Annotated in this window: 18 protein-coding genes; 3 read left to right on the top strand and 15 right to left on the bottom strand. The window is 40.8% G+C overall.

The genetic code is table 11. The annotated features are described in order from the left end of the window. Positions 1-114 precede the first annotated feature (114 nt). Entirely contained in the window at positions 115-1,644 is a 1,530-nt protein-coding gene (locus tag D829_RS0126705; protein ID WP_346773287.1) for a CDP-glycerol glycerophosphotransferase family protein, read from the top strand. Between the two features lie 12 nt (positions 1,645-1,656). Continuing rightward, positions 1,657-2,049, top strand: coding sequence for a glycerol-3-phosphate cytidylyltransferase (gene tagD / locus D829_RS0126700; RefSeq protein ID WP_017691985.1), 393 nt, complete (start codon positions 1,657-1,659; stop codon positions 2,047-2,049). Positions 2,050-2,121: 72 nt separating this feature from the next. On the opposite strand, the gene D829_RS0126695 is transcribed toward tagD, so the two are convergent. From D829_RS0126695 to D829_RS33565, 14 genes are all read right to left on the bottom strand, one after another. Next, positions 2,122-4,098, bottom strand: coding sequence for a glycosyltransferase family 2 protein (locus D829_RS0126695; RefSeq protein WP_017691984.1), 1,977 nt, complete (start codon positions 4,096-4,098; stop codon positions 2,122-2,124). Between the two features lie 17 nt (positions 4,099-4,115). Continuing rightward, entirely contained in the window at positions 4,116-4,454 is a 339-nt protein-coding gene (locus tag D829_RS0126690; RefSeq protein ID WP_017691983.1) for a hypothetical protein, read from the bottom strand. Then, positions 4,454-4,831 carry a flagellar export chaperone FliS gene (gene fliS / locus D829_RS0126685; RefSeq protein WP_017691982.1) on the bottom strand — a complete coding sequence of 126 codons (378 nt, stop codon included), beginning with the start codon at positions 4,829-4,831 and terminating at the stop codon, positions 4,454-4,456. The genes D829_RS0126690 and fliS overlap by 1 nt, the downstream gene beginning before the upstream one ends. Before the next feature lie 26 nt (positions 4,832-4,857). Then, positions 4,858-6,309, bottom strand: coding sequence for a flagellar filament capping protein FliD (fliD, locus tag D829_RS0126680; RefSeq protein ID WP_017691981.1), 1,452 nt, complete (start codon positions 6,307-6,309; stop codon positions 4,858-4,860). 13 nt (positions 6,310-6,322) lie between these two features. Continuing rightward, positions 6,323-6,685 carry a flagellar protein FlaG gene (locus D829_RS0126675; protein WP_017691980.1) on the bottom strand — a complete coding sequence of 121 codons (363 nt, stop codon included), beginning with the start codon at positions 6,683-6,685 and terminating at the stop codon, positions 6,323-6,325. Positions 6,686-6,821: 136 nt separating this feature from the next. Further along, the gene (locus tag D829_RS0126670; protein WP_017691979.1) at positions 6,822-7,592 is read right to left on the bottom strand and encodes a flagellin; all 771 of its coding nucleotides are present in this window, start codon (positions 7,590-7,592) and stop codon (positions 6,822-6,824) included. A 145-nt stretch (positions 7,593-7,737) separates the two neighbouring features. After that, complete coding sequence (csrA, locus tag D829_RS0126665; RefSeq protein ID WP_017691978.1) at positions 7,738-7,974, bottom strand: carbon storage regulator CsrA; 237 nt, start codon at positions 7,972-7,974, stop codon at positions 7,738-7,740. Continuing rightward, positions 7,974-8,414, bottom strand: coding sequence for a flagellar assembly protein FliW (locus D829_RS0126660; protein WP_017691977.1), 441 nt, complete (start codon positions 8,412-8,414; stop codon positions 7,974-7,976). The genes csrA and D829_RS0126660 overlap by 1 nt, the downstream gene beginning before the upstream one ends. A gap of 78 nt (positions 8,415-8,492) precedes the next feature. Continuing rightward, positions 8,493-9,401 carry a flagellar hook-associated protein FlgL gene (flgL, locus tag D829_RS0126655; RefSeq protein ID WP_017691976.1) on the bottom strand — a complete coding sequence of 303 codons (909 nt, stop codon included), beginning with the start codon at positions 9,399-9,401 and terminating at the stop codon, positions 8,493-8,495. A gap of 23 nt (positions 9,402-9,424) precedes the next feature. After that, the gene (gene flgK, locus D829_RS0126650) at positions 9,425-10,987 is read right to left on the bottom strand and encodes a flagellar hook-associated protein FlgK (protein ID WP_017691975.1); all 1,563 of its coding nucleotides are present in this window, start codon (positions 10,985-10,987) and stop codon (positions 9,425-9,427) included. An 18-nt stretch (positions 10,988-11,005) separates the two neighbouring features. Continuing rightward, positions 11,006-11,506, bottom strand: coding sequence for a flagellar protein FlgN (locus D829_RS0126645; protein ID WP_017691974.1), 501 nt, complete (start codon positions 11,504-11,506; stop codon positions 11,006-11,008). A gap of 8 nt (positions 11,507-11,514) precedes the next feature. Further along, a complete protein-coding gene (flgM, locus tag D829_RS0126640) occupies positions 11,515-11,799 on the bottom strand; it encodes a flagellar biosynthesis anti-sigma factor FlgM (protein ID WP_017691973.1) in 285 nt (94 codons plus the stop codon). 175 nt (positions 11,800-11,974) lie between these two features. Further along, a complete protein-coding gene (locus D829_RS0126635; RefSeq protein ID WP_017691972.1) occupies positions 11,975-12,382 on the bottom strand; it encodes a TIGR03826 family flagellar region protein in 408 nt (135 codons plus the stop codon). A gap of 242 nt (positions 12,383-12,624) precedes the next feature. Beyond that, a complete protein-coding gene (locus tag D829_RS33565; RefSeq protein ID WP_152417155.1) occupies positions 12,625-13,095 on the bottom strand; it encodes a ComF family protein in 471 nt (156 codons plus the stop codon). Positions 13,096-13,194: 99 nt separating this feature from the next. Here D829_RS33565 and D829_RS33560 point away from each other — a divergent pair, with 99 nt between their 5' ends. Continuing rightward, entirely contained in the window at positions 13,195-13,581 is a 387-nt protein-coding gene (locus D829_RS33560; RefSeq protein WP_152417154.1) for a hypothetical protein, read from the top strand. Positions 13,582-13,584: 3 nt separating this feature from the next. On the opposite strand, the gene D829_RS0126620 is transcribed toward D829_RS33560, so the two are convergent. Continuing rightward, positions 13,585-14,870, bottom strand: a 1,286-nt coding sequence (locus D829_RS0126620) for a helicase-related protein (protein ID WP_017691969.1), incomplete at its 5' end; no start/stop codon positions are given.

Raw genomic sequence — 14,870 nt, 5'->3', positions numbered from 1 at the left:
ATATATCGGTAATTGGATTTAAAATAGAGAGAACTTTAGTGATATTATCCTTGTTTAAAATACATCCATATTTTCTCACCTATATTTCTAGGACATTAAAACCGATAAAACTATATAGAACACTTCTCAATAAGAAAGGGACCTAACATGAACGGAAATAAAATCAAAATCACGCTGTTTCACCTATCTTCATCAGGCTCAAATAACTACCACCTTTATACCAACGCTTACCAAGAACTACGTGATAAGTATGATATTGAGTTGTTAACCCGAGAACAAATGCTTTACAGCCGTCATTTGGATCAAAGCGATGTTTATATTACAACCCATGGTGAATACTCTTCCAATTATGACAAGGTTCATATCGATCTCTGGCACGGTTTCCCTCTTAAAGGAATGGCCAAAATGGATAAACAAGAACAAACCCCAGATAGCAACATCCATGCACACTGGTCCAAGGTAGATATGATCATGTCCTATTCTGCACTTTATAACACTGCTATGAATGCTTGTAATGGAGCAAATGTTGCTCAGTATCGTATTACTGGAGTACCAAGAAATGATGCATTACTATCGAGTGAAAGTAGAGATACTCTCAAGAAGATATTCCCTAACATCGACAAAAAGGACAAAATAATTTTTTTCATGCCAACGTTCCGTAAGTCTGTTATCACTCCAGATAAATTAGAAGGTTCTAAGGATTTCCAAAATTTATTTGGTTTATCCGAGTATGATAAAGTACAACTACAACATTTTCTTGAAGAATATAATCTGAATTTAATACTTAAACTTCATCCTTTTGAAGAACAATATTTTCAGAAAGAGTTATCTGATATTCGCTCAAATCATATTTTCACTTTGAATGATCACGATCTGACTAATCACAATATGGACCTATATAGTATTCTTGGAGCAGGAGATATGTTGATCACAGATTATTCCTCAGTGTATATTGACTATCTGTTGTTGAATCGTCCTGTAATTTTTACACCTGTAGATCTTGAAGAATACAGAGAAAATCGTGGATTTCTGTTTGAGCCATATGACTTTTGGACACCTGGACCTAAGGTCCATACTCAATCCGAACTACAGGATGCTATTAAACGATACGTTTGTGACGAAAATTACTATGCCAAGGAACGGGATACTCTACTAAATCTGTTCCATTTCTATCAAGATGATCAATCGTCAAGTAGGGTGTGGACAGAAATTGATCAATACATTGAAGACAATCTAGAGATCATTCAAAAGAGAAGAGCCAACTTCCGGGAGCATAAAGAATTACAAAGAAAAATCAAACAAACTATCCAACAAATGATTGAGAATGGACACCTGGCACAGGCTAATGAAGCTATACAACAATATCTGGTTGACAACTCGGCAGACCCTGATATTTTTGCCATGAACGGCATGTTACATCTAATGAATGGTGACAGCCAAGAAGCAATCCAGTCATTCCTAAGAGGACATCAGCATTTTCCTTGGGATGAAGATTTGTTATATAACCTGGGATATGTATATGAAAGTATGGGAAACATCCAATTAGCTGTAACCTATTATCAAAAGTCTCTAAATCAGAGCCAGAAACCAGAGTTGGATGAAATTATTAACAAAAAATTACAAGCTTTCACTTGTGCAACGTAAGGAGGAAACTTTTTGAAAAAAGTAATCACTTATGGAACGTTCGATTTATTGCACTATGGTCATATCCTTTTACTTCAACGCGCAAAGGAGCTTGGAGATTATCTTATAGTGGCTTTATCTACTGATCAGTTTAACGGTTTAAAGGGGAAGGATGCCTACTTTACCTACGAAGAACGTAAAATGATGCTTGAATCAATTAAATATGTAGATTTAGTTATACCTGAAGAGAATTGGGAGCAGAAACAAAAAGATATTATACAGTGGGAAGTGGATACGTTTGTAATGGGTGATGATTGGGAGGGCAAGTTTGACGAATTATCTGATTGTTGCACCGTCATTTACTTAGCGCGGACTCCCGACATCTCCACAACTTCAATAAAGAGTTCCTTACAGGCTACACCATAATAACTATCTTTATAAACAAAAAAACGAATGATGACAAGCTCTTATCAAGACTTGTTACCATTCGTTTTTTTGTTATACTGTATACTTTAACATCTTTAATTCATTGGCAAAAAACTCTTTAACAAATGATATCTCATTGAAATCGGGGAAATTATATTCGAAATCAGTGATTATCTTCTTTTTATGTTGATTCGATGCCAAACTAATCAATGTTTTATAAATATGCCTTTTTCCAGGTTCATCTTGAAGAGCACCGTTAAGGAACTCAAAAGCATCATCTCTGTAATCTTGATTTGCATGATAATATCCGAGGTTTTCCAAGCTCGTTCCATTTAATTCATTTCGACTCAGTAGCGCTGAATAATAATTCATCGCCAGTTCTACTCGATTCACATCATAAAAGTAATTTGCTAATCTGTTAATTAAATCACTATTATTGAATCCATTAACCAATTGATCAAAAACTTCAAACTCTTGCATCAGATAAAGTTGCCTAGCTATAGCAAAAATCACGTCTGTGTCAAGGACTATATCGTCACTGACCTCATGCTGGTCAATGATACTAGTGACCACTTTCAAAACAGAGAATAGTTTTTCATTTTCAAGTTTTTTTGAAAGTTTATTCAGTAATGAACGGTCGTTTGATAGAAGCGTCCCAACGATCACTTGAAGCCCTACTAATTGTTCATCTCCTGTTATAATAGTGGTATTGTCTAGCAATACATGTATTGCCGCAAAATCCCCATTTATAACGAATAACTTTAATTGATCAGAAAGACTTTGTTCCGTATCTGTAGGTACTAATTTCTTATAGTGACTTACCAGTCTCTTATTACCTAAAACTAACGAAACTTTATATAATAGGAGATAATCTCTATCAGTTGGAGAAGTGTATAATTTCTCAAAGAAACGGATAACAGATTCTTCGCCTTCATTCTGTGTTAACCATTCCATCATTTTGACCAGATGTCCTGGATTCTGATTATTCTTATTTAGCTGTTTTGACATCCAGTATATTGCATTTTGATTGTCATTGAGACGGAAATATAGCCCAATCAGTTGCTGCACTGGAGAATCAAAACTGTACATCGGATCAATTAACCAGATCTCCCGATTTTCTTGCGCCCTTTTTTCAGCTATACCGATGGATCTTAGATATTGTTGCTCCGCTTCTTGAAAGAAACCCATAGTTTCATAATGAATTCCTTTAACTGTGTAATACTCGGGATATTCGTTATACTTAATTAAATACTTCTCCGTTAATTCCCATGAGCGTTTAAGTTGATTTTGACTGTAATACAAACTAACGAGCCCCATCAAGCAATGTGGGTACCATGCTTCATTCTGATGTGCATCACTTAGGGCTTTTTCATAGCATTCTATAGCCATTAGTTCATCTTTTGCATAACGGTGCTGGTTGCCTAATGTATACCAATCATAGGAAGTAAGCTCCTGGTCCGCTAGCATTTGATCAAAGATCCCCATGTTTCGCTCATGTTTGTTTTTTTCTATAATCCGACTCACTTGATAGCCTGTATGATAAATATGAAGACTGACTGCCTTATGATACAATTCATCTTGCGGCCCTCTGGTCAACTGTTCATGAATTGGACGTTCGAATGTAATCCCCACGTTGTTCGGAAATAGTCTTGTAACAGGTGCAGTGGTAATCTCATCGTCGTACTCTTTCTCACCAGTAAAGTTTATCACTGGAAGAGTATAAGCCAGATGTGGAATCCGTTCCTCTTTTTGCAGGAAATTTCTCCAATCCTGATGTTCTTCTTCTGATATATATTCGTCAGCATCCATCACAAGAATCCATTTTCCTGTAGCATGGAGGAGTGATTCATTGCGCGCTTTTGAAAAATCATTGCACCACTTAAAATCATATATTTTATCCGTATACTTCTTGGCAATTTCCTTTGTCTTATCTGTCGATCCTGTATCCACAATGATAATCTCATCGGCGAGATCTTGTACACTACTCAGACAACGTTCAAGTACCCTTTCCTCGTCCTTGACAATCATGCAAATACTCAACAGCTTCATTGTTTCCCAACCTTCATTCAGTTTTTCCTATCAAAAAACAAACTATCGGACGCATAATTGGAGCTGTAAGCATTCTTCTGCACCCGAATAGAACCTTGTTTGTTCAACCAACTAGCTGCCTCATTTTTAAGACTCAGCATTTTATTCAAGAAAACATCGTCATATTCCATGAGCTGCATGACTTTATTTTTATCGGATTCATCAAGTTTTGAATTATTCGACATAATTATCCCAACTAGGGATTCTCTTTGATCTACAAAAGAAACTAATTCTTCGTATTCGATATCATCAATCTGATCAACTATACGCATTGTCATATCAAATAACTGATTAATATATTCTCCTGACGACTGCATCAGTTAGCTGTCCCGTTGATACTTTTACTAGCAATCTCCCAAGCTTCCCGGAGTTCAGTTAGATGGGAAAGTGCCTCTTGAGCTGGTTTAACATCTTTTTTGAGATTAGCTTGAATTAGACAGTGAATCATGTACTCATACACTGAATACAACGTTTTGGCAACAGGATAGTCATAATTTAACGCAGCTATCAATTCATGAATAACTGCTTGAGCTTTACATAGATTAGTGTTTGTTTTCTCAAAATTAGATTCTTCTATAGCAGAAACCCCGGATTTCACAAAACGAATTGCGCCATCATATAACATTAATAAAAGTTGTGCTGGTGAAGTCTGAAATTGATTTTGTTGATATTTTTGAAGAGGGGAATTAATCAATTGGTTTCACTCCTTAATACTTAAAATTAGCCTAACATACTAGAGAGGCTCGAAGAAGTACTGTTATACTTATTCATTGCTGTCTCCATAGCAGTAAATTGTTTATAATATTGATTTTCTTTACGAGTTAAGCGAGCCTGCAACTCAGTAATTCTACGCTCATAAGCTGTCAATTGATTACCCATTTGGCTTTGTGGTAAGAATGCTGTTGATAAATCACTACTAATCTTAGATGTACCGGCTTTTTCAGATAAACTTTCAAGAGCTGTTGCGTTTATTTTTTTGATCCTATTGAATAACCCATCATTATTGGTTATACCTTTGCTAGAACTGTCCACTTGGCTAAACAAGGCAGTAACTTGTTCAGGGTTGGATTCTAACGCTGTCCGCAACTTATCTTCATCAAGAACGAGTTTACCCTTTTCACTATAACTGCCCGTAGTTATACCAAACTGAGTAATGTTTAGCTTGGTTCCCCCAAAGTTAAATTCAGAAATCATAGCGGTACGCATATCACTTAACGACTTATTAAGAATTGAATCATTCTTTAACAATCCACTTTTCGCTTTGCTTTCCCACAATTCAATTTCGCTATCCTTCATATCTGCTTTTTGTTCTGTGCTCAAAGGCAGATAGGTTCTATATCGCTCTTCATTTGTTTTTTGGTTCATTAATGCGATAGTTTCGTTGTAAAAATCAACAAAAGATTTTATTGTATCGATTATCGCATCAGTGTTTTGTGTAACTTCAATTTGATTAGTCTGTCCAGTAGGAGTGACTCCTGTCAACGAGATTTCTACACCATTTACAGTAAAGCGATTAGAAGTTTGCTTTGTTTCCAATCCGTTGATAACTACTGTGGCATCAACACCTTTGTTAACCCCGGCAGTTGTAAAATTAGTATTACTCGTGAACAATTCACCACTTAGCTCTATATCTTTATTACCTGTATCTCTATTAGTTAAAGACAACCCTCCTGTTGCGGAGTTATATACTGCTGTTACACCTGAGTCTTTATTACTGTTAATTTTTTTAACAAATGAGTCAATGGTATCGTCTGCCGTAAAGCTTATCGTTGCTTTACCAATTGTAACGCTTGTCTCTGTTCCAGAATACAAATCAGACATTTTTGTAGCGCCTGCCGTACCTTGGTATATAGCATTTGAGGATGAAGCTAGATTTTTAACGCTCACATTTAATACAGAGTTGGCAGCAACCCCCGTTGCGGTAGCGGTAAGTACACCTGTTGCTCCTGTGACCACAGCTTGTTTAGAATCTATATTTTTACTTAAATTTAAATTAGACAGCTTTTCATTGAAGCTCACCAATTTCGTACTAATTGTACGGTAATTATCACGTTTCCACTCAGCCTGTGTTTTCTGTTGATTAATTTTATCCAAAGGTGCCTTTTCTGCAGTCATTAACTGTTTAACCATTGCGTCAATATCGAGACCCGAAGCTAAGCCGCTAATTCTCATTTTATCCCCTCCACTATGCTTTCTTATCGATAATCAATCCACTTAGTTCCATGAGACTGGCAGCGACGTCAAGTAGCTTTTCTTTAGGTATTTCCCTAATAAGTTCACCTGTTGCTTTATTTTTAATTTTGACCATAATTGAGTTAGTCTCTTCATGCACTGAAATTTCATAGGTCTTTTCAGGTCCTTGAAGAGCTCTTGTAGCTACTTCCAGCTGATCAATGGCTTTCTCTTCCTCACTAGATAAACTCAATCTGTCCTTAGCTATTGTATTATTCTGAATAAGCAATTCGGCTGATTCCTCTGTTGTTGTTCTTGTTGATAGTGATCTTAGAGTACCCAGCGTTCCTGAAGTTCCTTGGACTCTATGTTCCACACAATTCCCTCCCGAACTTTTTTGACGATTCAATTGAAGATCTTATTATGTATATCGGATAGATTTCCTCTGAAATGAAGAGATAAAAAAAAGAAGCCTTGAAAACAAGGCTTCTCTAATTTGAAAATCGTGAATATTAACGAAGTACAGACAGAACACCTTGTGGAGCAGAGTTGGCTTGTGCCAGCATCGATTGGGAAGCTTGCAGCAAGATGTTGTTTTTGGACAACTGAACCATTTCCTTAGCCATGTCTGTATCACGGACACGGGACTCAGCTGCAGTTAGGTTTTCTACAGTTGTACCCAAGTTGTTGGACGTGTACTCCAAACGGTTTTGAACAGCACCCAGTTTCGCACGTTCTGTGGAAACACTGTTAATTGCTTTTTCAACATCAGCAAGACCAGTACCTGAACCCAAAGTAGAGAAATCTGTAGTTGTGATCTTACCAATTGTAATAGAACCTGTTGCTTTATCGTTAACAGTAATTGTTGCACCTTTAGTGATGCTAATACCATTGAACGTTGTTTTAGTCATAATGTTATCGATTTGCTTACCAAGCTCACTCAACTCTTCGTTGATATTGTTTGTATCGTTAGAGCTGTAAGTTCCGCTTGATTTTTGTACGTTCAATTCTTTCATACGAGTCAGCATGGAGGATACTTCGTTCATTGCACCCTCAGCAGTTTGTACAAACGAGATTCCGTCTTGAGCGTTACGTTGTGCTTGCTCGAGACCACGAATTTGTCCACGCATGGACTCGGAGATGGAGAGACCTGCTGCATCGTCAGCCGCGCGGTTGATACGCAGACCGGAAGACAATTTCTCCATGTTTTTGCTTGCAGCGCTTGTGTTAAGCGTCATGTTACGGTGCGTGTTTAACGCTGGTACGTTATGGTTGATAATCATTTGATATTTCCTCCCTGAAATGGTTTAATTCCCACATCCTTGTGGTATTAGCGTCTTCACAGGTCGGCCGCCCTGAAGAATTATCGCTCTACAATATATATCGACGTTTGGCCAAGAATTGTTAATAGTATTTCAAACTTTTTTTTCACTTCTGAGTATTATTATTTATTTGTTCCAATGCTGCCCGGACAGTTGCTAAATCCATCACTGCATTTTGATTATTTTGACCAATTGAGTCAAATACTTCTTTACGGTAAATATCAATCTCTTTGGGAGCAGAGATGCCTATTTTCACATTGTCTCCTTCTACCGATAAGACAGTAACAACAATATTGTTATCAATAATAACGGATTCTCCTTTTTTCCTAGCTAGTACCAGCATCAGAGATCTCCACCCTTTCTATCCAAATCATCCGCTGCCCAAGGGGCATGTTTAGTAGAATATTGGGTATTCTGTAATATGACTTGCTTCCCAGTATGATTAAATGAATTAAATATTATCGGGGCAAGGAGATTAACTGTAACATGCTTAAGATTGCTATGCCATGTCACAATGCATTGGACAGATACCTGTTCTCTTTCGGTAACATCAATATCTTCTTTGGCTTCTTGAGAGAGTTCAAATTCGTAATGGGGGTATAGATCAAATGGATTGATCGTAATAAAAGCTACATCAGGCTGACTAGCTGACTGGAATAGATTAAATATGTCATTCTGACGCTTCAAAAAAAAGTTTTGATGATTTTCAAATCCAGGTATCCCCTTTGGAAATACATAACTCTTTTCTTCACTTTTAATCTGATTAGTTTGATCTGGTTCCACTTTAGAAATCCTCCCTATATAATGAATAAAGCTATGGACTACTGGTGTCCATAGCTTATCACAGTTTTCAAGTTATGTTTATCTCATAAAGTCCATTAATGAAGGCTGCATAATCTGCGCAGAAGACTTAAGAGCAGCTTCATAGATTGTTTGGGCAGACGTTGCTTGAATCATCAAACTTGCTATATCTGCATCCTCTGTTTTTGATTGCAATGATGTTAAGTTCAGATTGTAGTCGGTTAATCTCGCTTGAACTAATTCAACCCGATTGGTTCGAGCTCCCACCTCTGAAATACAAGACTGCATCTTTATCGATCGTGACTCTATTTTATCTGCTTGGCTACCAACAGCTTCATAATCTCCAGAATTCAGAGCATTGACTAAATCGTCCATAATCTTAAATACATTGTCATCTTCAGTAGAACTACCAAAATAATCAGAACCTGGCGTGTTGATCTGAAAAATAGACTGATCTCCAATAGAATAATTTACCGGTTTATCATCCGTATTAATCTGAGAGTATTGTGTAATGGAACCAGATAACTCATAGGGAGCCTTATCATAATTTTGTCCGTTAAAAATATATTTGCCCCGTATTTGGCTATTCCCGATATTAATCATTTGTTTTTGCAACTCTTCAACCTCAAGTTTAATTGCATCAAGCCCTGATTGGGGTACTGTCCCACTTGAACCTTGAACAGTTAGCTCTTTGAGTCTTTGCATGACATTCCCTGATTGTTGCATCGTGGTATCTGTTGCATCCAACCAGCTAACAGCTGCATCCGTGTTGGATTGGTACTGTTCGTTAGATGCTAACTCAGCACGATATCTAAGCGCATAAGTCACCCCAACAGGATCATCAGAAGGTTTATTAATTTTGCGACCGCTGGAGATTTGATTGGACATGTTATCCATTCGATTCAGGTTGCGGTTCAGGTTGCTGAGCATCTGAGTGCTCATCATGCCTGAGGTTACGCGAATAGCCATTATTGGTTACCCCTTCCTATGTCTTAGCGACCGACTACACCGGTGCTGTTAATAAGTTTGTTTAGCAGTTCATCGTATGCAGTCATGAAGCGGGCAGCGGCACTGTATGCATGCTGAAACTTAATCAGATTACTCATTTCTTCATCAAGAGATACTCCACTAACCGATTGACGATTCAGGTCAACCTGTTCTGTGAGAAGTTGGGCATTCTGTGCTTGACGGTTAGCCTCTTGAGTCTGAACACCTAACTGGCCTACAATTGCGCCGAAAAAGTCATCTACTGTAGTCGGTTTGGACAGTCCTGAACCAAAATCAAACTTCACATCTTTTAAACCAGCCAAAGCCAACGCCAAGCTGTTATTTCCCAGTACTACACTCTCACTTGTACCTGTTCCGGTAGTACGCATTGAAGTTGCTATATTATTGGGATCATTCTGTATAATTGTACTTAATGTGATATTTCCAGCAGTGATCGTACCCGAACCATCTTTAGTTGTAAAGAAGTCCCCACCTGCTGTAGGTGTATCCCCACTTAGGGTATAACCCAGCTTGTGAAGCCCATTAATCCCCTGAACTGTAACTTTCAGCTCTGATGTTAACGTTCTATTGTTATTAGCATCAGAGTAGGTGACATTATTGAAAACAGTACCACTGGGCAATACGGATCCAGCAGGAATGGTAATCTCAATATCCCCTGTTGCGAGCGTATTAGCCAGTTGATTAATCTGGTTGCGATAGTCTGCTACATACTGATCTCGTGAATGGATCATTCCGTAGACTTCCCCACCAGTCAGAGTACCTGCTTGATAGGCATTCTCCAAAATATCAGCTGTAACGGGAGCAGCTGCGGCTCCAGTGACTGCAACTTGTCCTGCAATCGTTACCTGGTAGCCACTATCCAGTTCTGTTATCTGAACGCCTGCAATCTTGGAAAGTTGATCTACTGCATAATCTCGCTGGTCACGCAGATCATTTGCATTATCTCCAAGCTGTTCTATTTTCACAATACTATTATTAAGGTCAGCAATAGATTGCAAATACGAATTGATCTCTGTCGTTTTTAACGAAACGTTGTTGGTTAAATCGCTAGTTAACGCATCCAATTGAAGACTAATTTGATTCAAACCATCGGTTAACGCCAACGTTGTTTCTTTTACAATTTTGCGATTGGTAATGTCCTGTGGGTCCTGACTTAGATCAGACCATGCGTTCCAAAAATTATTTAATACTGTACGGATACCCGTATCGGAAGGTTCGTTAATAATCGTTTCAAGCTTTTCAAGCGTACTGTTACGGACAGTCCATCCTCCAAGCGAAGTGTTCTCATTACGAAATTGTCCATCCAGAAAAGATTCACGCACACGCATAATGGAGTTGAACTCCACACCCGTTCCAAGTTGACCTGGTGCTGTAGTACGGTAAAATGCCACTGCATCAATCGGGTCTGCTGCTGTCATATTAACAACTTGACGTGAATAGCCTGGTGTATTAGCATTGGCCACATTATGTCCTGTTGTATTCAGAGCGGCCGTTTGTGTTATCAGACTGCGCTTGGCTGTTTCAATTGAATGAAATGTTGAAGCCATAGTAAATTTCCCCCATTGTTAACCACGAGTATCGAAAAGTCCAGAGCGAGCTATGCCATAAGGCTTTTCTGCAGGATTTTGATATGTGGCTTCTGATTCTGCATGAAATGACATTGTCTCAATAAAAAAGTCGATGTACGAAATTGACTGTTTAATTAGTTGTTGATTGACTTCATTAAGATGTTTTACCTCTTGTAACACATCTGTTAAAGAGACTTGAGCTTGGAAAAGTCTTCTCTTCTCATTCGTATCAAAAACGAGTCTCGCCAACTCAGTAATTGTTAGATTGAGTTTTGACTTGATCCCTCGCTCTTCCAGAAATTGATGAACGGCCCGTAATCTTTGCTGTTCAATTAGCTCAATTCTTTTGAGTAGCTTTGATTCCTGATTAATTAGAGTGATCAGTGTATCCACTTTATTGGTAACAACAGCTGTCTTCTTCTGGGCCCCCAAGTCAAGCATTTCCACATGTGCGGCTTGCAGCTGTTCCAGTACATCAATTATCGATTCAATGGCCATGTATCCTCCTATTGATCAGGGAAGTTCTTAAAGTATGGAGCGAGCTTCTCGGCAAGCTTCTGGCTGTCTACTTGATAAGTTCCCGAGTTAACTTGTTCTTTTAATTCCTGAATGCGCTGTGTGCGACCTGCATCTTGTGTACGACCTTGTTCCTCAAGCATCTTCATCGCCTCCGGAGAAATGGATACCTCGTCCTTACGGCGGCTCTTCTTGGCATCAGCCTGCTGATTGGATTCAACGTTCCTCTGATAGGAATTGATGGCGCCAATTCTACTCGGTTCATTGATTTTCATTTAAAATGCACTTCCTTCCATGATTGGGAGTTTATGTTGATATACGTTTTTCTTACTTTAATCTTTATGTTGTCAAAATGATTAGGATAATAAAAAAAACCGATAATCTTTAATAAGTTTATCGGTACGTTTCAAAACATTTGTTATAGCAAAACATGTATTTGAGCCCTCGCTCCTATGAATCGCGTAGTTTGTCGACAGCATTGTAGGTTCGTCCGCCTAAATTGTTGTTATCCTTCTGACCTACTTCACGAGCTGCTCCTGCCAAGTCTTTCGTTAAACGATTACGGCAAGAGTCACACATATGACCTTCACGAATCAATGTTCCGCATACTTCACAAGGATACATCATATTCGGGGCATTCTCGATGGAAATTCGTCCCTCACGGATGAACTTGGTAATGTTTTTAATTGAAACTTCTGTTGCATCGGATAGCTCCTGTATGTTGGTGCCCTTGTTTTCGCGCAAATAATCTACACAAATCTGATATTCCTTCTCTATTTCCTTAATACAGTTTGAACATACATCTCGAAAATTCAAAGCATATAATTTACCACAGCGAGGACAATTACCTAGATTCATCGCTAAAACGCCCCTCTCAAACTTCCATTTCCGAATAGATATTAACTATACATTACCTTATTTTCTCTGATGAAGCCATAGTCTATTTACAGAACAAAAGAGGGGCACATGATGCACATATACGAAATCCCTCTCATGGCCATTTTGCTTAAAATATCGCTCGATTCTCCTCCCGTGGAGCATGTTATTCGTACATTAAAAATAAAATTATTCCATAAATATATTAATAGTCCATTTATTAATTAGGATCTTGCCAGTGTAAGTGTGTAAACATCGACCGGCATCTCCATGGAGAAGCCAGCATTTAGAATAACCCGCCCACAAGCGTCCAAGGTGCTACCTGTTGTATAAATATCATCAATCAGCAGTAACTGTATGGGTTTGGCATGCGATATGCCCATATGTGTTGGCAGATGAGATCCCCTGTATAGCTCTCCAATTAACTGCATGCCATCCGGGTTGATGGAAAAGGCATTCTTCATCGTTTCAATTCGCTCACCACGTGATTTGAAGCTTTGTTTGGTGGTGTTGATCTGGCGCTGCAACAGATCAACGATAGGTAGGCGGCAGGCGGTGGCGAGCCCAGCAGCCAGCCGCTCCGCCTGATTGAAGCCACGCTCGGCCAGCCGCTCGCTGCTCACCGGGACATAGGTGACCGCGTCAGACCGCCATTGTGGCTTCGTTTGTTGAGCATGTGTGGCGGAATGAGCCACGGGGGCTGGGGGTTCTTTTGCCAAAGCAGAATTTCGTTCTTCGCTCATCGCTTGAAAGGCTTGAATCAACAGCGCGGTTAAGAGCGGCGCGTATCTTTCGTGACCTCGAAATTTGTACATTCCAATCCAATCTTTCATAAGAGCGTTGTATTGTACGGCGCTGCGGTTGGAGATAAAAGAACGGTTTTGCATGTGTGGACGAGCACAGTCCGGGCAACCGACACCCCGACCACAACGCAGGCAACGTATGGAACGAATCCATGGAATCTGCTTTACACAACGTGGGCATATGCCTGGATAGGCAGAAGACAGAATCGCTCGAGTGCCACATGTCAGACAAATAGCTCCCGGCGGGGCGAGCAGGTGATGAAGACGCTGGGTCAGGTGTTGCGCGTGATCGGTTATGTTGCTGAGCCAGTTGAACATAGGGGCATACCTCCAGTCTCGGAATGTATTGTGATATGTGGATACGAACTGGGCAGATGACAATTATGTCTTGGATGGTGGATGCAGGTAGCCTTTGCGACGAGCGATAGCGTTCATTTTCCGAATCTGGGCAACGGCCTTCACCTGTGAACGTGTCCGACGAGATGATGCAAAAACCACTCTACCCGCCGGGTCATCCATGGAACGACCTGCTCTACCCGCCATCTGGACCAGCGACGCTTCATCAAAGAGACTATTGTCTGCATCCAATATAAAAACATCACTGCGCGGAATGGTCACGCCACGCTCCAGAATTGTTGTCGTTACGAGCAAACGAATCGTGCGTTCACGAAAGGCTATAACTTTGCTAGCGCGGTCAGGATCCTGAGATGAAGTTCCTTCGATATGGATTCCGGGAAAGGTACGACGCATCAGGTTCACAAACGCCTCAATCTGGGCAATACGTGTCACAAAGACAAATACCTGGGCGTCGCGCTTCAATGAAATTTGGATGTTATTCTTCAAGGCAGAAGGAAGATTTCGTTTCTTAATACATTCAGCAACGGTAACCATTTTGATCAATCTTGGCACGGGTAAAGGATGACGGTGGAAACGTACTGGAACTTTGGCATGATTGAGTTCCCCCCGTGCTGCTTCCCTCTGAAGCCGAGCAGGCGGTGTGGCAGATAGATAAACGAAATTTCCTTCCGGTTTACAGGAGGATGCCGCCGCGTGAGCGAGCATGGGATCGTTGTGATAAGGGAAAGCATCTAGTTCGTCGATGATGACGAGATCAAACCCCTGATAAAAACGCATCAGTTGGTGTGTGGTCGCGAGCGTGAGCTGAGCGTCTTTCCAGCGTTCGTCACTGCCTCCGTAAAGGGTAGCGAGCGAAGTGTCCGGAAAAGCTTTGGCCAGCCGCGGAGCCAGCTCCAGTACCACATCCCTGCGCGGCGTAGCGACCAGTGCTCGTCCGCCACGATCCAATGTATGTTGGAGCAGTGGGAAAATCATTTCCGTCTTGCCGGCCCCGGTCACGGCCCACAGCAAGAACCGCCCCGGCCCATCCCCTGCGGGTGGCCGGGCCAAAAACGCTAGCGCCGCGGCTGCTGCCGCGCTCTGCGCTGCGCTTAGCCCCCACCGGGCGAGCCCGCCGCCGGTGGGGGCCAAGGCCGTGCCACGCGGTGCTTCGCCGCATCGTGGCACGGCCCCTTGCGCTGCACTGCGTAGCAGCAGCGCACAGGCACGGCTGCGCCCCAGCGCGAGGCAGGCCTCGCAGTAGGCGCACGCCGCCAGGCCGCAGGCAGCGCAGGGCACGCGCTGCCTGGCTTCGCTGCCACAACGGTGGC

Origin of the sequence: Paenibacillus sp. PAMC 26794, from assembly GCF_000316035.1 — a bacterium.
GTDB lineage: Bacteria > Bacillota > Bacilli > Paenibacillales > Paenibacillaceae > Paenibacillus.
The sequence above is the reverse complement of the archived record's forward strand: the minus strand, read 5'-3'. Positions and strand labels throughout refer to the sequence as shown.